This is a genomic window from Stieleria mannarensis (assembly GCF_014154935.1).
GTDB lineage: Bacteria > Planctomycetota > Planctomycetia > Pirellulales > Pirellulaceae > Stieleria > Stieleria mannarensis.
Genome location: NZ_JACEHH010000029.1, coordinates 26,694 through 47,023 on the forward strand (window position 1 = coordinate 26,694; position 20,330 = coordinate 47,023).

General features: G+C 59.9%; 20 protein-coding genes and 1 pseudogene. 7 read left to right on the forward strand and 14 right to left on the reverse strand.

Going from position 1 to position 20,330, the window contains the following annotated elements:
- The first annotated feature begins 99 nt into the window (after positions 1-99).
- A complete protein-coding gene (locus tag H1B37_RS19510; RefSeq protein ID WP_182868338.1) occupies positions 100-972 on the forward strand; it encodes a hypothetical protein in 873 nt (290 codons plus the stop codon).
- Between the two features lie 253 nt (positions 973-1,225).
- Here the strand turns inward: H1B37_RS19510 and H1B37_RS19515 are convergent, their stop codons facing one another.
- Both H1B37_RS19515 and H1B37_RS19520 read right to left on the reverse strand, forming a co-directional pair.
- Positions 1,226-2,173 (reverse strand): GGDEF domain-containing protein, encoded by a 948-nt coding sequence (locus tag H1B37_RS19515; RefSeq protein ID WP_182868339.1) that lies wholly within the window; start codon positions 2,171-2,173, stop codon positions 1,226-1,228.
- Between the two features lie 168 nt (positions 2,174-2,341).
- Entirely contained in the window at positions 2,342-2,923 is a 582-nt protein-coding gene (locus tag H1B37_RS19520; protein ID WP_353620868.1) for an OmpH/Skp family outer membrane protein, read from the reverse strand.
- Between the two features lie 730 nt (positions 2,924-3,653).
- Here H1B37_RS19520 and pdxH point away from each other — a divergent pair.
- The gene (gene pdxH / locus H1B37_RS19525; RefSeq protein WP_182868340.1) at positions 3,654-4,292 is read left to right on the forward strand and encodes a pyridoxamine 5'-phosphate oxidase; all 639 of its coding nucleotides are present in this window, start codon (positions 3,654-3,656) and stop codon (positions 4,290-4,292) included.
- Positions 4,293-4,446: 154 nt separating this feature from the next.
- Here the strand turns inward: pdxH and hypB are convergent, their stop codons facing one another.
- The 8 genes from hypB to hoxE form a co-directional block, all read right to left on the reverse strand.
- Entirely contained in the window at positions 4,447-5,154 is a 708-nt protein-coding gene (gene hypB, locus H1B37_RS19530; protein ID WP_182868341.1) for a hydrogenase nickel incorporation protein HypB, read from the reverse strand.
- Positions 5,151-5,513: a hydrogenase maturation nickel metallochaperone HypA/HybF gene (locus tag H1B37_RS19535; protein ID WP_182868342.1), complete on the reverse strand. Its 363-nt coding sequence runs from the start codon at positions 5,511-5,513 to the stop codon at positions 5,151-5,153. Before H1B37_RS19535 ends, hypB begins: the two co-directional genes overlap by 4 nt.
- Positions 5,506-6,000 carry a hydrogenase maturation protease gene (locus H1B37_RS19540; RefSeq protein ID WP_182868343.1) on the reverse strand — a complete coding sequence of 165 codons (495 nt, stop codon included), beginning with the start codon at positions 5,998-6,000 and terminating at the stop codon, positions 5,506-5,508. Before H1B37_RS19540 ends, H1B37_RS19535 begins: the two co-directional genes overlap by 8 nt.
- A 62-nt stretch (positions 6,001-6,062) precedes the next feature.
- On the reverse strand, positions 6,063-7,493 hold the full coding sequence (locus H1B37_RS19545) for a Ni/Fe hydrogenase subunit alpha (protein ID WP_182868344.1): 1,431 nt from the start codon (positions 7,491-7,493) through the stop codon (positions 6,063-6,065).
- 8 nt (positions 7,494-7,501) lie between these two features.
- Positions 7,502-8,044 carry an NADH-quinone oxidoreductase subunit B family protein gene (locus tag H1B37_RS19550; protein WP_182868345.1) on the reverse strand — a complete coding sequence of 181 codons (543 nt, stop codon included), beginning with the start codon at positions 8,042-8,044 and terminating at the stop codon, positions 7,502-7,504.
- Complete coding sequence (gene hoxU / locus H1B37_RS19555; protein ID WP_182868346.1) at positions 8,041-8,784, reverse strand: bidirectional hydrogenase complex protein HoxU; 744 nt, start codon at positions 8,782-8,784, stop codon at positions 8,041-8,043. Before hoxU ends, H1B37_RS19550 begins: the two co-directional genes overlap by 4 nt.
- A complete protein-coding gene (nuoF, locus tag H1B37_RS19560) occupies positions 8,785-10,434 on the reverse strand; it encodes an NADH-quinone oxidoreductase subunit NuoF (protein ID WP_182868347.1) in 1,650 nt (549 codons plus the stop codon).
- Complete coding sequence (gene hoxE, locus H1B37_RS19565) at positions 10,435-10,941, reverse strand: bidirectional hydrogenase complex protein HoxE (protein ID WP_182868348.1); 507 nt, start codon at positions 10,939-10,941, stop codon at positions 10,435-10,437. It lies immediately after the preceding gene.
- A gap of 527 nt (positions 10,942-11,468) precedes the next feature.
- On the opposite strand from hoxE, the gene H1B37_RS19570 reads away from it, so the two are divergent.
- The 5 genes from H1B37_RS19570 to H1B37_RS33945 all read left to right on the forward strand — a co-directional run bounded on the left by H1B37_RS19570 (position 11,469) and on the right by H1B37_RS33945 (position 17,736).
- Positions 11,469-12,167, forward strand: coding sequence for an MBL fold metallo-hydrolase (locus tag H1B37_RS19570; protein ID WP_182868349.1), 699 nt, complete (start codon positions 11,469-11,471; stop codon positions 12,165-12,167).
- Positions 12,168-12,172: 5 nt separating this feature from the next.
- Positions 12,173-12,739 (forward strand): sigma-70 family RNA polymerase sigma factor, encoded by a 567-nt coding sequence (locus H1B37_RS19575; RefSeq protein ID WP_182868350.1) that lies wholly within the window; start codon positions 12,173-12,175, stop codon positions 12,737-12,739.
- A gap of 98 nt (positions 12,740-12,837) precedes the next feature.
- Positions 12,838-15,204 carry a serine/threonine-protein kinase gene (locus tag H1B37_RS19580; protein WP_182868351.1) on the forward strand — a complete coding sequence of 789 codons (2,367 nt, stop codon included), beginning with the start codon at positions 12,838-12,840 and terminating at the stop codon, positions 15,202-15,204.
- A gap of 164 nt (positions 15,205-15,368) precedes the next feature.
- Positions 15,369-16,511 (forward strand): EF-hand domain-containing protein, encoded by a 1,143-nt coding sequence (locus tag H1B37_RS19585; protein ID WP_182868352.1) that lies wholly within the window; start codon positions 15,369-15,371, stop codon positions 16,509-16,511.
- Positions 16,512-17,061: 550 nt separating this feature from the next.
- Entirely contained in the window at positions 17,062-17,736 is a 675-nt protein-coding gene (locus tag H1B37_RS33945) for an RNA polymerase sigma factor (protein ID WP_286177915.1), read from the forward strand.
- A gap of 56 nt (positions 17,737-17,792) precedes the next feature.
- Here H1B37_RS33945 and H1B37_RS19590 read toward each other — a convergent pair.
- The 4 genes and pseudogenes from H1B37_RS19590 to thiL form a co-directional block, all read right to left on the reverse strand.
- Positions 17,793-18,791: pseudogene (locus tag H1B37_RS19590) on the reverse strand (serine/threonine-protein kinase); the annotation flags it as partial.
- A 60-nt stretch (positions 18,792-18,851) separates the two neighbouring features.
- Positions 18,852-19,073: a Rossmann-fold NAD(P)-binding domain-containing protein gene (locus H1B37_RS33950; protein WP_286177916.1), complete on the reverse strand. Its 222-nt coding sequence runs from the start codon at positions 19,071-19,073 to the stop codon at positions 18,852-18,854.
- Between the two features lie 13 nt (positions 19,074-19,086).
- Positions 19,087-19,257, reverse strand: a complete 171-nt coding sequence (locus H1B37_RS33955; protein ID WP_286177917.1) for an SDR family NAD(P)-dependent oxidoreductase — start codon at positions 19,255-19,257, stop codon at positions 19,087-19,089.
- Between the two features lie 54 nt (positions 19,258-19,311).
- Complete coding sequence (thiL, locus tag H1B37_RS19600; RefSeq protein WP_182868354.1) at positions 19,312-20,220, reverse strand: thiamine-phosphate kinase; 909 nt, start codon at positions 20,218-20,220, stop codon at positions 19,312-19,314.
- Positions 20,221-20,330 lie beyond the last annotated feature (110 nt).

Here is a 20,330-nt window from a genome sequence, read left to right on the forward strand (position 1 = left end):
CGCACTCAGTCAAGAATCAACCCTCCCTCGCAGGGAGGGTCGAGCGCAGCGAGGGGAGGGTTGAATCTCGGTTCGTCGTGCACACCGCGGGAGAGAACGATGGCTCGAAAATCCAGGCCCGTCACTTCGCGTGAATACAAACTGATGCTGCGGGCAAACCGGTTTGCGGGGGACCATCAGGAGGTGCTCGCCGCTGCGGAGCACTTCCGATCCGTGTTCGTCCGCGCCATCGGCAACACGATCCTGGAGGAGACCGACGGTCCGGCGGTCCAGGGCAGCTTTGCCCCGCATCGGGACGACAAGCAGGTCACCGTGCAGTTCTTTGACACCAAAGACCGCCGTTTAAGGCACAGCAGCTTCGTCTTCCGGCAACGTCAGTCAGCCTCCGGCGGGCCGCTGGAGCTGACGTTGAAACGTCGCCATCGCGATCGGTTCTTCGTTTCGGGGTGCAAGACGGGTGGCAAGACGAAGTTCGAAGAAGACATCAAGGCGACGCGTGACGCCCCGTTTCTTTCGCTGCACAGTCTGTCGGGAAAGGTCACCGGAGTCGACGCGGAGACGGAATTCCGCACCTTGAAAGACATTCGGCGTTTTTACAAGCCATTCAAAACGCAACTCGGCGATGCCTATGACGGCAGCGTCCCACTGCTTCGCGTCTGTGATTTCATCGCCGACCAAACGGTCTTGGAAGGAGTGGACTTCCAAGTCAGCGAAGCACTTCGCGCCAAGTGCGCGTTGATCCTCTGGCATCAACAAGGATCGCACGCCAGGTCACCGGCCGTGGTCGAATTCAGTTTTCGCTATCGCGACAAGGGTCTGGGTTCCAAACAAGAACCCTTCACCACCGCAATGGCGGCGCGCTGCTACGACGTCCTGGAAGTCTTCCGCGATGACGCCTCCCCGCTCGCGTCATGGGTCGATCTCGATGGCCCCACCAAGACCGCCTACGCGTACGGGCTGACGCGAACGTAGTCTTCCGCCGCGGCTTGGTTTTCGGGGTCGTGGACAAGGCGACGAGTCCAGTCAGATTGCCAGCTGGGATGTCTTCTCGCATCGTCCACTGCCGTCTACCCGAATGTTGGGCCGGACAGTCGCCGTCCTCTCCGAGATCGGCGCGAGGCAAAGCTTCGCTTTCTGGGTGCCGAGTTCGGAGAACAAGGCGATTCTCCGAACGCAACGGCTACCTGAACAACCAAGCTGTGGCACAATACGAGAGCATCGTCGACTAGGCCATCACGCAGTTTTTTCCGCGCGCCTTGGCCCGGTACAGGGCGGCGTCGGCGGCGGTGACCAATGCGATGGAATCGGCCGCGATCTGGGGGAAACACGCCACGCCGACGCTGATCGTGGGACGCAGCGTGATGCGATCCTTTTTGAAGTTTGCCGTTTGGATCGCGCCGCGAATTTGTTCAGCGACGCGAGAGGCAGCCTGCAGGTCATGGTCGGGCAAAAACGCGCTGAACTCATCGCCCCCGAATCGGCAGGCCTGTCCATTGGAACCATGCACACTGGCAGCGAGCACGTTGGCAATCAGCCGTCCGGTTTGGCCGATCACGTAGGCGCCGTAAAGATGGCCGTGGGTGTCGTTGATCTGTTTGACGCCGTCCATGTCCATCATCAAGACGGCTAGCGGACGGCCATGTCGTCGCGAACTTTCCAGCGAGAACTCCAACGCCTCGTCGAAGCGACGTTTCGAGGGCAGATCGGTCAACGGATCCCGGCCGACCAATGCGGCGACTTCGCTATGAAAATCGATGTCGAACTTGTCCGCCAACGAAAATCGGATCACCGTTTCGCCGACAAAAATCTTGTCGCCGTCGGCGAGAAACCTGCGGCCGACGACCGGGACGCCGTCGACACGCGTTCCGTTGGTCGAATTCAGATCTTCCAAGAGGAACTGGCCGTCACCGACCGAGGTGATCGCGGCATGGTTTCCCGAGACCTTCAGATCATGCAGCGGAAACGTGCACTGCGGATTGCGTCCGATCACCGTCCGGCCGGTCAGGAAGGCATTGACGCCGATGTCCGCGCGGCTGCGGATCACATTCAGGAATGCTCGCTTGGGACTGCGGCGATCGGGCCCGATCGCCCCGTCGTCGACGCGGAGCGTTCCCGCATCGAAACATTGCGTATCGGAATACTTGGCAGACGTTCCAGACAATTCAAGACTCATGTCAATTCGGGATACTGACGCACTCATCGATACGTTTAGCAAGTCCGCCGCAGCGGTGTCACGAGCGAATTTTTTCGAGCAACACTCGCCGGGCAGCACCACTTCGGGCGGAATTGAATCGATTCCAAGCACGCAGCCCCAGCAGGAACGCAGCTGCGGCATGGACGACTAGCGACTGGTGCCTATCGCCGCGCGGTTGCCGGTGGCAACCTTTTTCCCATCGGTCTGTTGTTCCAAGTACCGCATCACGGTGTCGGTCAAATTGATCGCATCGTCTTGGTAGACAACGTTTCTCATGATTTCGCGAGCGGCCGATTCGCCATTCTGGGGGTCGACGGCGTTGCTGTTAAAACGCAGAACCAAATTGATGTGGTTGTGAACCGCCACGGCTTTGACCGCGGCACGGATCCGCTGGTAATTGTCGTAGTAGATCTTCGCCTCGGCCTCCCCCAGGTCACTGTGCCGTCGACGCATGTCCAGCCGTAGCTTGGAGTCCAGGTCCGCGACGTGTTCTTCCTGTCGGGCATATTCCGGCGTTCCGACCTTCAACGATTTCAGACGCATCGCCGCTTGATTCAATTCCTCACGTTTTTGTTTGATTTCGGCCTCATGGCGTTCCAGTTCCGCTTTGACCTTGTTGATCTGTGCCTGAATCGCGGGAAGGTTTTTGAAAACGTGGCCGACGTCGATCACCGCGACGCGATGCCCGGGGGATCCCGTCACTTGGGCTTGTTGGGCAGAAACGGTCACGGTCGTGAGGGGGCAGAGAACGAGCACGGCGGACGCGACGGCCACCCGGCCAAGCCATTGCCGCGGCGAGCGACGAGAATGTTTCCAGCGACCACCAGCTGTCGAAGATGCGGGCGTGGGGTTTTCGATGAACACGGCTAGATTCCTCCTGAATTCCGTTGCTGGGTCGATCGTGACTGGTCACACACCAAGCCACTCAAACGGCCGGCGAGTCCCTTCTCATGACCGGCATCGCGGGGCACTGCAAAACGCGTGCCAATGAAGGCCCTCGGCGTCAACGAGGCCGAAAGAACCGCAATCGACTGCAAATGCCACGCGGAATCCTGCGTCGATGCTGAACACTGACTTTGTCTCGTTCCCAAAGCATCAAACGAAAACCATCCGAACCGTCTTCGGGGATTCCCCATTTTTCAATTCGTTGAAAATCTTACACTTGACGCTCAACATCGGCGGTTTGCGGCCCGCCGAAAGTCAACAACGACAAGCCCGCAGCGCGAGCAAGGGAGCTCATCGACGCACTCGTTTGCCGGCTGTTGCTTGAGTGAGCCGACGGCACTAGCCGCGGGCCTTGGATTGTCCTTCGAGACTTGTAAGGCCCGAGGCTAGCGCCGACGGCTCAGTTTGTGATCGAAAGTAGGCGGCATTGGGCCAGCGCCATCGGCTCACGATTGTTTCAGTTGCGACTAAATCGACAGCCCGCTTGCGCTTCGTGCTTGAAGGAGCGAAAACCATGGACCTCTCCGATCTTCGACAAGACTATGCACTCCAGTCGTTGGACATCGACGATGTCGATCCCAGTCCGCTGGTGCAATTCGAGCGTTGGTATCAGCAAGCGACCGAGGCAGAGTTGCTGGAACCCAATGCGATGGTGCTGGCCACTGTCGATTCCAACGGCCAGCCGACTCAGCGGACCGTGTTGTTGAAGTACTTTGATGCCAGCGGGCTGGTGTTCTTTACCAACCATGAAAGCCGCAAGGCGCGGCAGATCGGATTGAATCCCCGTGTTTCGACCCTTTTTCAGTGGCTGCCGTTGCAAAGGCAAGTCGAAATCGGGGGGACCGCCCAGAAGGTGAGCACGGCGGAGTCGCTGAAATACTTTGTCACGCGGCCGCGGGGCAGCCGGCTCGGCGCCTGGGTTTCTCAGCAAAGCGAAATTGTGTCATCACGGTCGTTGTTGGAAGCCAAGATGCAGGAAATGAAACAGCGATTTGCGTCCAAGGAGGTACCACTGCCGAGTTTCTGGGGCGGCTATCGCATCCGGCCCACGCGGTTCGAGTTCTGGCAAGGCCGCCCGAATCGTTTGCATGACCGGATTTGCTATGAAAAAGATGACGAAGGGGAATGGCAGCGAATGCGGTTGGCGCCGTGAGCGGAGTGCGTTGTGTCAGCTGGTTTATTCGCTGTGGCTCTAAAGCACTCAAACACCACGAATCGCCCCTCCCCTCGCTACGCTCGACCCTCTCTTCCAGGGAGGGTTAATGCTTCACTTGATGCCAATGCCTCCTCCATCATTCTGCCCCGTATCATTCTGCCCCATCATTCTGCCCCCATCGTTTTGCCAACACCTCTCCTCCGTCCCGCAACCCCCGCAACCGTTGCAGCAACGCCTCGATTCCTTCCCCGGTCTTCGCGGAAACCTGCAAGGTTTCGATGCCCGGTCGAACCGACTGCAGGCTCCGATTGGCTGCGTCGGCATCGAATTCGACGGCGTCCGCCAAGTCTGACTTCGTGATCACGGCCACGTCGGCGGTGTTGAAGATCGTCGGGTACTTCAGCGGCTTGTCCTCGCCTTCGGTGACCGAGAACAGCACCAGTCGCAGCTGTTCGCCCAGGTCCCATGTCGCCGGGCAGACGAGATTGCCGACGTTTTCGATGAACAGAAAATCGAGTTCGTTGGTGTTCCAATCTTCAAGTGCCTCGGCAACCATGTCGGCTTCCAGATGGCACACCGTCCCGGTCGTGATCTGTTTCGTCGGAACTTCGGCGCGGGCCAGACGCACCGCATCGTTGTCCGTGGCCAGATCGCCGACCAACGCCGCGACGCGAAACTCTTCTCGCATGCGGCCGAGCAACACTTCCAACAACGCCGTCTTTCCCGCCCCGGGGCTGGACACCAAACTGACGACCGTCACGCCGTCACGGGCAAAGCGTTGCCGCATTTCCCTTGCCAGCACGTCGTTCTGTTTCAAGATCTTTGTGCGGACCTGCACCAGGCGGGTTTGGGTGTTCATGGTTCAGTCTCCGAGTCAGCGATTTCCAGCGCGGTGAGTTCCAATTCTCGCCCCGTGACGACGTTGCCCGACGGCGTGTGACAGACCGGACAGACGAGTTCCTGAATCGACGGGGCCGGTTGCTCGGCCGAGCACGGTTCACAGTAGATCACGATCGGCACGTCTTCCACCACCAATCGAGATTCCGGAAACGGCGAATGCTCGCGAGCGAGGTCATACGCCGAAATCAAGGCGGATTTAACGACGCCCGAAAGCGGCCCAAGTTTGATGTGGATGGCTTCGACCGAACGGATGTTCCGCCGTTGGGCTTCTTCGGCAGCCACGTCCAACAGGTTCAGTGCGATGGACAGTTCATGCATCAGCGATCACCTTGTCCGACGCGATCACCCGCAACGTCTCGGCGACCATTTCCGCGACCGCTGATTCCACCGCGGGGGTCAAACAGCAATCGCCCAGGTCGAACGTTTGGCCACGAAAGGTGATCGCGAAGGCTTCGGGGACGTGACCATACAAGTGCCGCGCCAGCCCGAGCAGCGTGCCGAGGCTCAACTGGTGCCCGAGCGTCTCGGCGGCATCGGTTTCTTGCAACCGTCGCAGCACGACTTGATCGTCCGGGCCATCGATCGATGCGTCCAAGAAGATCACGCGACGAGCATCGCTCAATTCCAGCGTCAGATCGGGCGTGGGCGCGCAGCGCTGGATGATTTTGATCACGTGTCTCTCGGTCAGTTGGTTCTGGTCAACGGCCTGCCGCACTCGATCGGCGGCGATGGGGCCGAGCGCATCGTCACCGCGAAGCGTGTTGCCGAGGCCGACGATGAGGATGGTGGAGGGGATAGGTTGCATAGGATGAATGGATGCCAGCGGGAAGCGTCAGCGAGCGGCCCGTGGTCATCCTCACGTCGGACCTATCCCTCGCGCACGATCTGATCGACCACGTTACCTTGACAATCATGCAGCTCGATTCGCAGCGGCATTTGCCCGAAGGCATGCGAGGCGCAGCTGAGACAGGGGTCGTAGCAACGGATCACGGCCTCGACTCGGTTCAACATCCCTTCCTGCAGATCGTTGCCGTCGACAAAGTATTCGGCTGCCTGCTTGATGCCTCGATTCATCGCCAGATTATTGTGTCCGGTGGCGATGATCAGGTTGGCCCACGTGATCAGTCCTTCGTCGTCGGTCTTGTAGTGGTGAATCAGTGTCCCACGCGGCGCTTCGGCGACCCCGATGCCTTCGTCGTTGTTGCCCCGCGCCCGCGCTCGCACTCGCGTGTCCAGGATGTGTGGGCTTTCCAGCAGCTCCTTCATGCGTTCGAGCCCAAAGATGATTTCCACCAGACGGGCGAAATGAAAATGAAAGCTGCTGCTGACCGGACGATCGTGTTGGAGGGCGCGAAATTCGTCCAATGCCTGATCGGCTTGCTTGGTGCCGCAGAAGTCACAGTTGTTCAGCCGTGCGAGCGGTCCGACGCGGTAGATGCCATCGGGATAACCCATCGGCAAGTAATACGGGAACTTCATGTATGAATACGGTTCAACCGCCTCGCCGATGATCCGTTGGCATTCCTCCAGCGGCACCCGGTCTTGGACGATCTTCCCTTCGGCGTCTTTGATTCGAAAGAACCCGTCGTAGTGTTCCAATCCGCCGGTAGGCGTGATCAGGCTAAGGAACATCGTGGGAAAATTGCCGAAATGGTCGATCTCTTCGGGGAATTTACCGATCAAATCCTTGAACGATTCAAACGTCCGCCCCGCGATGTCCAGCCCTTCGGGGATCATCGCCAGCATCGTTGTGCGAGATTCTTCGCTGAGCGGTCCGCTGACGCCTCCGGGCACCATCCAGCCCGGGTGGATCTTTTTGCCGCCCAGCATTTCGATGATGGTTTGGCCGATTTGCCGCAGCCGGATGCCGTCTTTGGCCAGCTGGGGATCGACTTTCAACAGCCCGAACAGGTTGCGAGATTTTGGATCCGCATCCATCCCCAGCAACAGGTCTGCCGAGGACAGGTGAAAATACGACAGCGCGTGCGACTGGATCAATTGGGCCAGGTTCATCACCCGTCGCAGGTTGGCGGCGGTCGGTGGAATCGTGACGCTGAGCAAGTGGTCACAGGCCTTGGACGACGCGACGAGGTGGCTGACCGGACAGATGCCGCAGGTCCGGGCGGTCAGCGCCGGCATTTCCGGGAACGGTCGTCCTTCGCAGAACTTTTCAAAACCGCGGAATTGTGTCAGGTGAAACTTGGCGTCGTCGATGTTGCCGGCATCGTCCAGGTGCAGCGTGATGTGCGCGTGGCCTTCGATGCGAGAAACGGGATCGATTTTAATCGTGCGTCCCATGACCGAGTTCAGGCTCCAAAGCGGGTGAATTGGGTAGGATCCGGCGTGTTGCCGGCCATCAGTTCGGTCAGCACCTGCCAAATGGTGTCGGCCGAGGGCGGGCATCCCTGGACAAACAGATCCACCTGGACGACGTGATGGATCGGCAAAACGGTTCGCAGCAACGTCGGCAAACTTTCGCTCGGCCGGCCCGGTTGGGCCTGGACGTTTTCCACGAAGGCACGGTCCAGGACATCGTCCAGGTCAAACATGTTTCTCATCGAGGGAACGTTCCCGCTGACCGCACAGTCCCCCAGACTGATCAGGAACTGACAGCGCTGGCGAAACATTCGGGCCTTGTGCAAATCCTCTTCGGTGCTGACGGCGCCTTCCAGGATGCCGACGTCGACCGCATCGGGTAATGCTTTGGTGTCGACGATCGGGCTGTAAACGACGTCGACCTTCTCGGCCAGTTCGATCAACCGCTGGTCCAAATCCAAAAACGACATGTGGCATCCGGAGCAGCCGTCCAGCCACGCGGTCGCCAGGGTGATCTTTTTTGCTTCGCTCATTGTCTCTTTCGCATCTGCGCCAGGTAGGGCACAAAGTCGTCGTGTTTTTCCATTTCGCCGGCCGCGGTGCCCTTTTTGACCAAGGCCCCGGTGGGGCAGACTTGGACGCATTTGCCGCAGGACGTACAGGACTGGCTGTCGCCCCACGGTTGATTCAAATCCGTGATGACTTGGCAATTGACGCCGCGGCCCATCACGTCCCAGGTGTGGGCGCCTTCGATTTCGTCACACACCCGGACACAGCGGGTACAGACCACACAGCGGTTGTGGTCGACACGAAACAGATCGTGGGACGAATCGATGTTGTAGGTCGCATTGCGGTAGGGAACACGAACATGGTCCATGCCGCACTCGGCGGCCAAGTCCTGCAGTTCGCAATGGCCATTGGAAACACAGACGCTGCAGACGTGATTGCGTTCGGCGAACAACAACTCCAAGATCATCCGCCGATAGCGTTTCAGTCGCTCGCTGTTGGTGGTGATCTTCATGCCTTCGCTTGCGGTGGTGGAACAGGCCGAAACCGGTTTGGAAACCCCTTCGATTTCGACCATGCACAACCGACAGGCGCCCCAGGTGCTCAGCCCGTCCAGGTAGCAAAGCGCGGGGATGCGAATGCCGTTGGCGTGCGCGATTTCCAGAATGGAATCCGTCTCGCGCGCGCCCACATCGTGATCGTCAATCTTCAGCGTGACGACACGGACCTTGGGGCCGGGATTGGATGCAACAGGTGGGTGCGTCATTTAATCGTCCAGGGTCACAATTTGCATGCGTGGCATTCGCTCCGATTCCGGCCGCAGTTTTTCTTCGTACTCGTGTCGGAAATAACGCAAGGTGCTCAGCACGGGGTTGGGCGCGGTCTGTCCCAGCCCGCACAGACTGGTCGCCTGGACGACGTCACACAATTCTTCCAGCAACTCCAGGTCGCTCGGCGTCGCCTCGCCGTCGGCGATCTTGTCCAGCAATCCGTACAATTGAACCGTTCCGGCTCGGCAGGGCACACATTTGCCACACGATTCGTCCATGCAGAATTCCATGAAATAACGCGCGACGTCGACCATCGACGAGGTTTCGTCCATCACGATCATGCCGCCCGAACCCATGATCGACCCGGCCGAACGCAAGGTGTCGTATTCGACCGGCATGTCCAGGTATTGTTCGGGCAGACATCCGCCCGAGGGGCCGCCGGTCTGGACCGCTTTGAACCGTCGCCCGTCGGGAATACCGCCGCCGATTTCATTGACGATTTCCCCCAGTGGAATTCCCATCGGGACTTCGATCAACCCGCTGTTGGCGATCCGGCCGGCCAAGGCAAACACCTTCGTCCCGGTCGACCGTTCTGTGCCGATGCTTTTAAACCAAGCACCGCCTTTGCCGACGATCGCGGGGATGTTGGCCAGCGTTTCGACGTTGTTGATCAGCGTCGGGCATTTCCAAAGGCCTTCTTCGGCCGGGTAAGGGGGACGCGGCCGCGGCTGGCCACGCTGGCCTTCGATCGACGCCATCAACGCGGTCTCCTCACCGCAGACGAACGCTCCCGCGCCCAAACGCACCTCCACTTCAAAACTGTGCGCGGTCTCACAGATCCTGCGTCCCAGCAAGCCCTTCTTGGTCGCCTGTTTGATCGCCGTTTTTAGTCGCTCGACCGCCAACGGATACTCGGCTCGGATGTAGATGTAGGCGTGTTCGGCGCCGACCGCATAGCCGGCCAACGCCATCCCCTCGAGCACCCGGTGCGGATCCGATTCCAGCACGGCACGGTCCATGAAGGCTCCCGGATCACCCTCGTCGGCGTTACAGATCACATACTTGTGCGGCTCGGGGGCCATCGCAACGGTGGCCCATTTCAGCCCCGCCGGGTAGCCGCCGCCGCCCCGGCCTCGCAAGCCGCTCTCCTTGACTTCGCGAAGCACGTCCTCGCGAGTCATCTCGGTGACCGCCCGCATCAGCGATCGGTAGCCTCCCGCGGCGATGTAGTCATCGATCTGCTCGGGATCGATGATGCCCGAGTTCCGCAACACGATCTTTTGCTGACGCGAGAAAAACGGCACATCGGTCCGGCAGCGGAGACGCTCCAGCGGATCGTCGTCCAGACTGCGATACAATTCTTCGGTGTCGTCGGCGGTGACGTCTTGGTAGAGCAATTCGGTCGCCGGCTGATCCGAGTCCACGCTGACCAGCGGGCCAGCCGAACACAGGCCCATGCACCCGACCGGTTTGATGCAAACATCGTCATCGGCGTTCTGTTTGGCCTGTGCCTGCAACCCCTCCAATACCTCGCCACTGCCGCAGGACTGACAACTCGCCGCCATGCATACACGGACGCAGTGTCGACGTGACTTGGCCGCTTCGGCGACCTCTTCGGTGATGTCCGACAGGTCTTCCAAATTCATTCAGACGACCTCCTCGATTTCGTCAATCAATTCCGCGGCGGTCAGTTGGCCGAGCACCTTGCCGTCCAGCACGACCGTCGGGGCGAGTCCACAGGAACCGATGCAGCGGGCGCTCAGCACCGACAACTCGTTACCCTTGGTCGTCTGTCCCGGTTTGACCGAATAGCGGTCTTCGATAGCGGTGGACAACTCGCGGGATCCCTTGATGTAGCAAGCCGTCCCGGTGCAAATCACACAGGTGTGTTTGCCCTGGGGTTTCAAGGTAAACAGGTGGTAGAACGTTGCGACCCCGTACACCTTGCTCAACGGCAATCCCAGCGACATCGCGACGTACCGCAGCGAGCGGTCTTCCAAGTATCCGAAACAATCCTGCACCTTGTGCAGCGTTTCAATCAGCGCGTGTCCCGAATAGCCGTTTCGCCGCATGGTGACATTGACAATCTTCCAACGCTTGTCGTCATCCGGCGGCGTGGGCGCGGCACGTCGTTCTGTATTCTGGCGTTCCATCAACATTGTTTCCGCTCGAACGGGTCGGAGGCTCAGCGCTGAACCTGCTGGCAAACGCCGTACCGAATCCGCACAGATCGACAACGGATCCCGCAAAGCACCGGTCAACGACAACGGGTTCGCCGTTGGACGAGGGTTCAGCGAACGATGAAGACCGAGGCGAAATCATTGCTTCCCCTCCACCGCGTGCTGTGATGACACACCGGCGCGCAACTGAGTCACATCCCAACCGGCCCGAAACATCAGCCTCCCCCGCATCATCCGCCCACCATCATCCGCCCACCATCATTCTGCCCCATCGTTTTGCCCCCATCGTTTTGCCCCCATCGTTTTGCCCCCATCGTTTTGCCCCCATCGTTTTGCCCCAACATCCTGCCCCAACATCATTCTGCCTTTCCTCGCTCCCGCACGCCTCTCGACGTGATCGTGGGGCGGGTGTGGTATCGGTGGCGGTTGATACACTAGGGGCACTGCGGAAAAAAGATTCAGTAACCGATTCACCCTTTCGCCCCAAGAACTCCCCCACCATGTCCGATTCCGATCAGCCCGGCGATCGCCCCCAGCCCCGTTTCCAGATCGCCATCCTTCCCGTGACGCCGCTGGAACAGAATTCGTCGATCATCTGGTCGACCGAAACCATGGAAGCCGCGATCGTCGACCCCGGCGGGGAAGCCGAGCGGATCGCCGCGGCGGTCGAGGAGTTGGGCGTTGATGTCAAGGCCGTTTGGCTGACGCACGGTCACGTCGACCACGCCGGAGCCGCCGGTGCGATCAAGCAGAAATACGGGGTGCCGATCATCGGACCGCACGAAAAAGACCAATTCCTGCTCGATGCGATCGAATCGACTTGTGCCAATTACGGGATCGACGGGGGCATGAACGTCACCCCCGATCGCTACCTGCACGAAGGCGACACGGTGGAATTGGCGGGGATCGAGTTCGACGTTTATGAATGCCCCGGGCATACCCCCGGCCACATCGTGTTGGTCCAGCCGGAAGACTCGTTCGCGTTTGTCGGCGATGTGCTGTTTCGAGGTTCGGTCGGCCGCACCGATTTTCCCTACGGCAATCACGACGACCTGATTCGGTCGGTCGTCGAAAAACTGTGGCCGCTCGGCAAGGAGATCCAATTCCTGCCCGGGCACGGTCCGACGTCGACCTTCAGCCAAGAACGGCTGGACAACGCCTTTGTTTCCGACCGGGCACTCGGCATTCAGGAGAATTGACGTTTTTGTCTGACGTGACCCGAATTCTGAACGAACTCCAACAGGGCAATCGCTCCTCGGCGAGCGAATTGATGCCCTTGGTTTATGCGGAATTGCGACGCTTGGCCGGCAACAAGATGCGTCAGGAGGCGACCGGACAGACGCTGCAGCCCACCGCGCTGGTGCACGAGGCGTTCTTGCGATTGGTCGGGGATGCCGCGATCGAGTGGGACGGGCGATCGCACTTCTTTGCCGCCGCGGCCGAAGCGATGCGGCGGATTCTGATCGAAAATGCCCGGCGCAGGAAAAGTGCCAAGCGGGGCGGCCAGGCACGTCGCCACCCGATTTCCGATGCCGACGCGATCGCCGATGCGGACAACCTGGACGACTTGCTGGACCTGGACGCCGCCTTGACCAAGTTGGCGGCCGACGAACCGGGGCTGGCAAAACTCGTCGAACTGCGTTTTTTTGCGGGGTTGACGATCGAGGAATCCGCCAAGGCACTGGGCGTTTCGGTCCGCACGGTCACCCGCAACTGGGCGTTTGTCAGGGCCTGGCTGGGCCGGGAAATGAAATCCGGTGAAAAAGAGTAGGATTGTGTGACCAGCGCGACGACGCGTTTTCGCATGACATCCTGCGATCCATCGATGGATTCGGATTCCTGGCGCCCCCCCCCTTCACCGCGTTCCCCATGGCAATTGGTCAAGAAAAGTCGATCTTTCTCGAGGCTGTCGACATCGATTCCCCCGAGGACCGTGATACGTACCTGAAACGGGCGTGTCAGGGCGATTCGCAATTGCTTGCGTCGGTCTCCGACCTGTTGCGCGAACATGCGTGTGCCGAGAATCTGGTCGATCAACCGATCGCGACCGTGCCGAAGCCCCTGCCCGACCAGACGGACATCGTCGCGGGACAGCCGATCGGCAGCGTCAGTCCCCTGCCGGGCACGATGGTCGGGCCATACAAGTTGATGGAGCAGATCGGCGAAGGCGGATTCGGGTTGGTGTTTGTCGCCGACCAGCAGCATCCGGTTCGTCGCCGCGTGGCGCTGAAAGTCATCAAACCGGGGATGGAATCGCGCGAGGTGATCGCGCGGTTCGAAGCCGAACGCCAGGCCCTTGCCCTGATGGACCATCCCAACATCGCTCGCGTTTTTGATGCCGGTGTCGCCGATTCCGGCCAACCCTACTTTGTCATGGAACTGGTCCGCGGCGTGCCGCTGAATCAATTCTGTGACAACCACAAACTTGACACCCGCGGGCGTTTGCATCTGTTCATCACGCTCTGCCACGCACTTCAACACGCGCACCAGAAGGGCATTATCCACCGTGACCTGAAACCGTCTAACATTCTGGTCACCCTGCAGGACGGCAAACCGCTGGCCAAGGTCATCGATTTCGGGGTCGCCAAAGCGATCGGACAAAGTTTGACGGGGAAAACGATCTACACCCGATTCGCGTCGATGATCGGTACGCCGGCTTACATGAGCCCCGAGCAAGCCGAGATGAGCAATGTCGACATCGACACCCGTGCGGATATCTATTCGCTCGGAGTGCTGTTATACGAATTGTTGACCGGCTCCACGCCGTTCGGCAAAGATCGTTTGGACAGCGCGGGATTCGACGAATTGCGGCGGATCATACGCGAAGAGGACCCGCCGCGGCCGAGCACCCGACTCAGTACGCTGAATCAGGAACTGTCCAACACCGTTTCGGTCAACCGGCGGATCGAACCGGCCAAACTGACTTCGATCGTCAAGGGTGACTTGGACTGGATCGTGATGAAGGCGATCGACAAGGACCGCAGTCGCCGGTACCCGACCGCGGGTGCCTTGGCCGAAGACGTCTCGCGGTTCTTGCTGCAACAACCCGTCGAAGCACGTCCTCCCTCAGCCGGCTATCGATTCTCCAAATTCGCGCGGCGCAACAAGGCCAGCCTGACCACCGCCTCCCTGGTCGTCTCGGCGCTGGTGCTGGGCACCGTGATCAGTATTTGGCAAGCCGGGATCGCGGTCCGCGAAAGCCGCGCCAAACAAATCGCACTCGATGAAAAGCAGTTGGCACTCAACAACGCCCGCGCCGCCGAAACACGGGCCACGATCGCCAATGAAGAACTGGAGCTGTTCACCCAACGGCTGAAACAGGCCAACATTTTGCTCAGCTCCGGACGGGCCCATGCCGATTCGGAGCGTTGGGCCGAAGCCCACGACGACTACAGCCGAGCGACCGAGACTCAGCCACGGTACCACCACGTCTGGATCGAGCGGGCGTCGCTGTACGTCAAACTGGGACTGTATGATCTGGCGGCCCGCGATTATCGCGAAGCCCTGGATCTGGGCGCACCGATCCGCGGTCCCGAATGGTGGGGCGTGCCGCAACTCTTCTGGCTCGCCGGCGATGATGATGCCTATCAAGAACTCTGCCGCCGCATCGTCGATCAAAACGATGCCCCGTTGTCACTCGCTGCGACACGGGGTTGCCTGGCGGGTCCGCAAGGTTATATCGCGCCGAGCGAAATGGCGGCACGGATGGAAGCGTTGATCTTGACCAACGAGATGGAGCAAGCGGAGATCGAAGCGGCGGCGGTTGAGTGTGAAACGGAGGAAGGTCAGAAAACCGAGCATCATTCCGACAATCACGGATCGCGAAAACGGAGCCGAAAGATGATGCCGATGGGCGTGCTGTGGTATATCGCCGGGTGGGCTCACCTTCGTGCCGGTCACCTCGAACAAGCGATTCTGCGATTGCAACAATCCGGATCCGACGACGCCCATTGGTTCGGCAAGGGGATCGAGGCACCGCTACTGGCCATGGCCTATCACAAATTGGGAAAGCCGGACAAAGCGATGGCCGCCCTGGAGCAATCGCAGGCCTTCCTGGACGAACAACTCAACGCAACCTTGCGTCAATCCAGGCTGACCCCTGCGTTGCCCTGGTTCGATTGGGCCGATTTCCTGATCAATCATCGCCACGCGCAAATCTTGATCACGGGAAAAACGCCGCCGGAAGACCCACGCGTCACCGAGATCCGCTCTCAGGCACTCGCGTCGATCCAGTGACGAGCGCGTCGGCGGTTGTAATTGGCAATGTTTCTCAGAATCTTTGGCCGAGTGGAAGCGTCGTTTTCGCATTGCCCTTCGTCACGAGCCACGTGTTCTTGACGCCATGCCTCGCTGTCCAGCGAGTTCGTTGTTCATCGAAGTTCAATCGAGGAAGTCCGTCCATGGGACCATTCAATCACGTTCTCGCCGCGTTGGTTCTTTCGGTCGCAGGCCTTGGTCAGCCGTCACCGTCGCTACAGGCTGCCGAACAGCCTGCTGGAGAACCGCCGCGAACGGAAACGATTGTTGTGCAAAACGCGTCACTGCAACTCGGCCGGATGAATCCCCCCTCCCTCGCCCCCTCGTCACTTCTATTTGCCCTGGACGTCGATCGAAACGGAATCCTGACCCAGGACGAAATCGCCGGCGCTTCGCTATCACTGGCCAAACTGGATACCAACCTGGACGGTCAAGTGACAACCGACGAGTGGCGTGTTGAGGAGCGTGATGCGTGGATCCGGGGACGCTGGAATCGAAACCGGGACACCGCCCCGGGCCGCAGCCCGACTGCCGAATTGATCACCGCCGATCAATTCGTCCAACAAGTCATGCGTTTGGATGTCGACCGAGACGGTGAAATCGGATCGGCGGAATTGACGAATTTCCTGCGTCCGCTGCTCCCCTTTGTGGACCAAAACGGCAACGGGGGCATCGACAGCGACGAGGCGACGACGCTGTACCACTCGCTCAAGGGCATGCCGAACCGACAACAACTGTTCGCCGCATCCCACTCCCGTGAATCCGTCGAACCGGCGTTGCTGGAGCAAACGATCTCGCTGTTGAGTGAACAACAATCCGTCGAAGTGGAGGTCCAGTCACATATCGACGGTCGAAAAACAACCCAGGCGTTGCTCTATTGGTTCACGGTGGGCGCAATGTTCCTGTCCATTTTGGGATTCGGCCATCTGTTGAACTGTCCCCCCAAAAAGCAAACCGGTTGGCGCGATGTGAGTGACGATCACTCCGCCGGACGACACGTCATCTGTTCGGTCGCCTTCATCGCCGGTCTCTCGGTGATCGATTTGGTTTGGACGATCCTCGCCAGCGGCAGTGGCCACTTCATCGAACTCAATCCGGTCGGCAGTGAGCTGTTGGGGGACTACTCGATCGCCATCTTTAAACTGCTGACCCTGGCGCTCACGATCACGCTGTTCCTGCGCCTCCGGCACTTTCGTGGCGCCCAAATCGGTTCATGGTGGATGTGTCTGGTCTGCACCCTGGTCACCTGGCGCTGGCTGGTCAGCGAATCGATGTTCATCGAGTAGTGCGACTGTTCCAGTGTAGAACCATTGTCTCAATTGTTCCCCGCAGCCGCCTGCGGCTGCACCCGCATCCCCGCGGAGGACGCTACGCTTTGGTGGGGAGAACAGCTGAGACAGCGGTTCTACAATGACGCCTCGTCACAACGAAACCGACACGGCCTAGCGGACCGCAGCAGTGTAGAACCATTGTCTCAATTGTTCCCCGCAGCCGCCTGCGGCTGCACCCCGCATCCCCGCGGAGGACGCTACGTTTGGTGGGGAGAACAGCTGAGACAGCGGTTCTACAATGACGCCTCGTCACAGCGAAACCGACACGGCCTAGCGGACCGCAGCAGTGTAGAACCATTGTCTCAATTGTTCCCCGCAGCCGCCTGCGGCTGCACCCGCATCCCCGCGGAGGACGCTACGTTTTGGTGGGGAGAACAGCTGGGACAGCGGTTCTACAATGGTTGGCAGAAAATTCTGAGTTCGTTAGCAACCACAGGGGGCTGGGCACGACAATGGTTCTTATCACCATGCCTTGTCATCGAAACATTGTGGTTGAAACCGCGTCATGTATTCCTCCTCACGTTCGCGTTTGGCGTCCATTCCGACTCGCTGGACTCTGATCCGTCGCGCCCACGCGGGCGAGAACACGCGGGCTTCGGATGCTCGGTTCGGAATCATCGATCAGTACGGTGGTGCGGCGTGGAAATACTTATTGGGGGTCGCGCGCGACGAAACGCTCGCCGAAGACTTGTTCCAGGAGTTCGTGTTGCGCGTCCTGCGTGGGGATTTGTGCCGGGCGAACCCTAAGAAAGGACGATTCCGTGATTACATCAAGTCGGTCCTGATCAATCTGGTGCGGGACCACTATCGCCAACACGAACGCCTGGCCGTCGCGCTCGGTGAAGAGCCGATTGCCAGAGCGCCGATGTGCGACGACCAGGCGGACGCGTTTGATGCCAGCTGGCGTGAAACACTGCTGCGTGACACGTGGCAGGAATTGAAACGCTGCCACCCGTCGCTCCATACCGTGCTCCGACTGCACGTCGATCGTGTGGAAGAACCGGCCGGCGAAAAAGCGAGACGACTGGGCGAAACACTCGGTCAGACGTTCACCGCGAACCGGTTTCGCGTCAGCTTGCACCGCGCCCGCGAGAGGTTTTCGAAAATCTTGAAGCGACGTTCGATCCGCAACCATTCAAAGCCGCCGTGGAGCGCCGCGGCCAATTCACCGGCGGTTTGAAAACGTCGCTCCGGATCGGGTTCCAGACAGCGACGGATGATCTGTGTCAGCGGTGCCGAAACCTGGGATTCGTCCAGCTGGCGGCAGACCTGTCCGATATCGCGTTGATGGGCAATGACTTGATCGATGTCACGGCCGTCCAGGCTGCGGTCCTTGCCCAGTTCCCGCGACGAATCAACCAGCATCTCCAGCAAGACCGCACCGAGCGAGTAGATGTCGCTGCGCGGGTCGACCAGTTCCCGCCCGCCCGGATGACTCGGGTTGAGCGCCCGAATGTGCTCCGGCGCCATGTATCCGATCGTGCCCCCGAAAACGGCCGCCCCCACACGCGCCGCCCCAGTCGTCGGCATCGAATGGCTAAAATCGGTCAGCATCGGTTGGCCGTACTGGTTCACCATCACGTTGGCCGGTTTGACGTCCAGGTGCAGGACGTTGCGGTGATGGGCATACGACAATGCCTCTGCCAGAAAGCAACCGATCCAACAAATCGCTTCGTCCAACTGACACTGTGACAATACTTCACGATAACGCAACTTCACCGGATCCAGCACCGCGCTGTGAATACTCAACTGATCCATTACCCGCAACATCGCTTGGCCGTCGCGTGCCTGGCGAGGAAGATCGCGTAACCGCCCGATCAACCGGTGCAACGTCGCCCCGGGGACGTACTGCATGCACAGCAGCCGAATGCCCAGCGATTCGTCGACGGTTTCGGAATAGACCTGGACGACGTGGGCGTGTTCCAACCGCGCCATCGTTCGCCCTTCCAACCCCAAATCCGCGGTGATCTTGACCGCCACCTCGCGGTCCAAGGAGGTTTGTCGCGCCAAAAAGACTTTGCCGAATGCGCCCTCGCCCAGCAAGCGAATGATTTCAAACTCTCCAACCGACTCGCCGATCTTGGACACCGCGGCGACGACGTGTCGGGAATGAGAAAGCAACGACGGAAAACTGGGCGCAAACTCGCTCCACTGCTGCGAATCCGCATACGAACCGGCTTCCCGCGGCGTCTCCTCCGTCACGGTTTCCTGATCGATGGGGGACGGCTCTTTCATCACTCTACGATCGCGCGGGGACTCGTGCGTTGCTTCGAATATAACATCGCCGATCGCGGATCAAACGTCGCATCGGTGGGGACTTCTGCGGAAAGAACACGAAGCGATGCAGCGATCCATGTGATGGTAATGCGCGTAATAGGGATGATCCCCATCGGCAAATGCTTGGCCGCTCAAGTTGGTGTAGGGGACCTTCTCAAACGCGTCGCTGCGCATGAACCCCGGTTGCACCAGGGTGACCGAAATGTTCCACGGTTTGACCTCGTAATAAAGTGCTGGCACCTTCGAGCGCGAACTAGGACGCGGAGTACACACTCATGGTGGGCATCGCCATCATCCCGCCGACCAATGAGATATTGATGATCTTGCCGCGTCGTTTTTCTCGCATCCCCGGCAAGACACAGCGAGTCAGTTCGAAGACGCGAGCGAACGATTCAGCCCTCGCCAAATCTTCCGACGATTCCATTTTTTGCCCAACGCATTTTTTGCCCCCGACCCTCCATGCCGCCTTCATGCCGCTTTACTCCCCGTGCAGGTAGCCTTGCGGGGAGAGCCGGAGGAATTTGCCCTCGTGTTTTCGCCACAGCCCGGTGCGTCCGACGATTTTCCCGATCGCGGTCAACGGCGCCGGCAGGTCGGCGGCCAGCAAGCGTTCGGCGTCCTCCGGCGAGACCGACAGCAGCAGTTCAAAATCTTCGCCGTCGCTCCAGGCGTGCTGGAAGGGTTCGCGGCCGGTCTTGGCGGACAGCTTGATCGCATCGGGGTGGACCGGAATGGCGTCGACATCCAATTCGACACCGTAGCCGCTGCTGGCGCACATCCGGTCCAGATCCAGGGACAACCCGTCGCTGACATCGATCGCCGCATGCACGGTCGCCAGTTTGCCGATGGCGGCGGCGAGTTCCAACCGCGGCGTCGGTCTCAAGTGCCGGCCGAGGATGCTGCCGCCGAAGCTGCCGCTGGCCAGCACGACGTCGCCTTCAAGGGCGCCGCTGCGCAACCAGGGCTGCCCTTCGGCGACGTGACCGAGCACCGTGATGCTGATCGCCAGCGGACCGTCATAGGTCGACAGGTCCCCGCCGGCGATGGCGACATCATACTGCTTGGCCGCTTCAATGATCCCCTCGTAAACCTCTCCGGCAACCTTCGTCGCATTTTGTTTCGGCAGCGTCAGCGTGACCAGGGCGCTGGTGGCGACCGCGCCCATCGCCGCGATGTCACTCAGGTTGATCGCCATCGCCTTGTAACCGACGTCCGCCAGGTCATGTTCATCGAAGGCAAAGTCGACGCCGTCGATGATCTGGTCGGTGCAGGCGACCAGGGGCCAGGCGGGGGAGCGGATGACCGCGGCATCGTCACCGATACCGACATCGACCTGGAGCAGCGACCGCGTGCGGCCTTTCAGGTAGGCGAGAAAGGATTGTTCCATGATGTGAAGTTGCGTTGGAGTGAGATTCCTGGGTGAACGGCGCCGGAGAAGGGGCGTCGCTGCCGCGATGACAGGCTGGAAGCCTATCCCACACGACTGAACCGCTTGTC

Bases quoted from the DNA above. Each gene is read 5' to 3' on its own strand.
- H1B37_RS19515 (WP_182868339.1), bottom strand. From the start codon at position 2,173: ATGAGTCTTGAATTGTCTGGAACGTCTGCCAAGTATTCCGATACGCAA.
- H1B37_RS19540 (WP_182868343.1), bottom strand. From the start codon at position 6,000: ATGCAACCTATCCCCTCCACCATCCTCATCGTCGGCCTCGGCAACACG.
- hypB (WP_182868341.1), bottom strand. From the start codon at position 5,154: ATGAACACCCAAACCCGCCTGGTGCAGGTCCGCACAAAGATCTTGAAA.
- H1B37_RS19510 (WP_182868338.1), top strand. From the start codon at position 100: ATGGCTCGAAAATCCAGGCCCGTCACTTCGCGTGAATACAAACTGATG.
- nuoF (WP_182868347.1), bottom strand. From the start codon at position 10,434: ATGAATTTGGAAGACCTGTCGGACATCACCGAAGAGGTCGCCGAAGCG.
- pdxH (WP_182868340.1), top strand. From the start codon at position 3,654: ATGGACCTCTCCGATCTTCGACAAGACTATGCACTCCAGTCGTTGGAC.
- thiL (WP_182868354.1), bottom strand. From the start codon at position 20,220: ATGGAACAATCCTTTCTCGCCTACCTGAAAGGCCGCACGCGGTCGCTG.
- hoxU (WP_182868346.1), bottom strand. From the start codon at position 8,784: ATGACGCACCCACCTGTTGCATCCAATCCCGGCCCCAAGGTCCGTGTC.
- H1B37_RS19570 (WP_182868349.1), top strand. From the start codon at position 11,469: ATGTCCGATTCCGATCAGCCCGGCGATCGCCCCCAGCCCCGTTTCCAG.
- hoxE (WP_182868348.1), bottom strand. From the start codon at position 10,941: ATGGAACGCCAGAATACAGAACGACGTGCCGCGCCCACGCCGCCGGAT.
- H1B37_RS19535 (WP_182868342.1), bottom strand. From the start codon at position 5,513: ATGCATGAACTGTCCATCGCACTGAACCTGTTGGACGTGGCTGCCGAA.
- H1B37_RS19580 (WP_182868351.1), top strand. From the start codon at position 12,838: ATGGCAATTGGTCAAGAAAAGTCGATCTTTCTCGAGGCTGTCGACATC.
- H1B37_RS33955 (WP_286177917.1), bottom strand. From the start codon at position 19,257: ATGGAATCGTCGGAAGATTTGGCGAGGGCTGAATCGTTCGCTCGCGTC.
- H1B37_RS33945 (WP_286177915.1), top strand. From the start codon at position 17,062: ATGTATTCCTCCTCACGTTCGCGTTTGGCGTCCATTCCGACTCGCTGG.
- H1B37_RS19550 (WP_182868345.1), bottom strand. From the start codon at position 8,044: ATGAGCGAAGCAAAAAAGATCACCCTGGCGACCGCGTGGCTGGACGGC.
- H1B37_RS19585 (WP_182868352.1), top strand. From the start codon at position 15,369: ATGGGACCATTCAATCACGTTCTCGCCGCGTTGGTTCTTTCGGTCGCA.
- H1B37_RS19545 (WP_182868344.1), bottom strand. From the start codon at position 7,493: ATGGGACGCACGATTAAAATCGATCCCGTTTCTCGCATCGAAGGCCAC.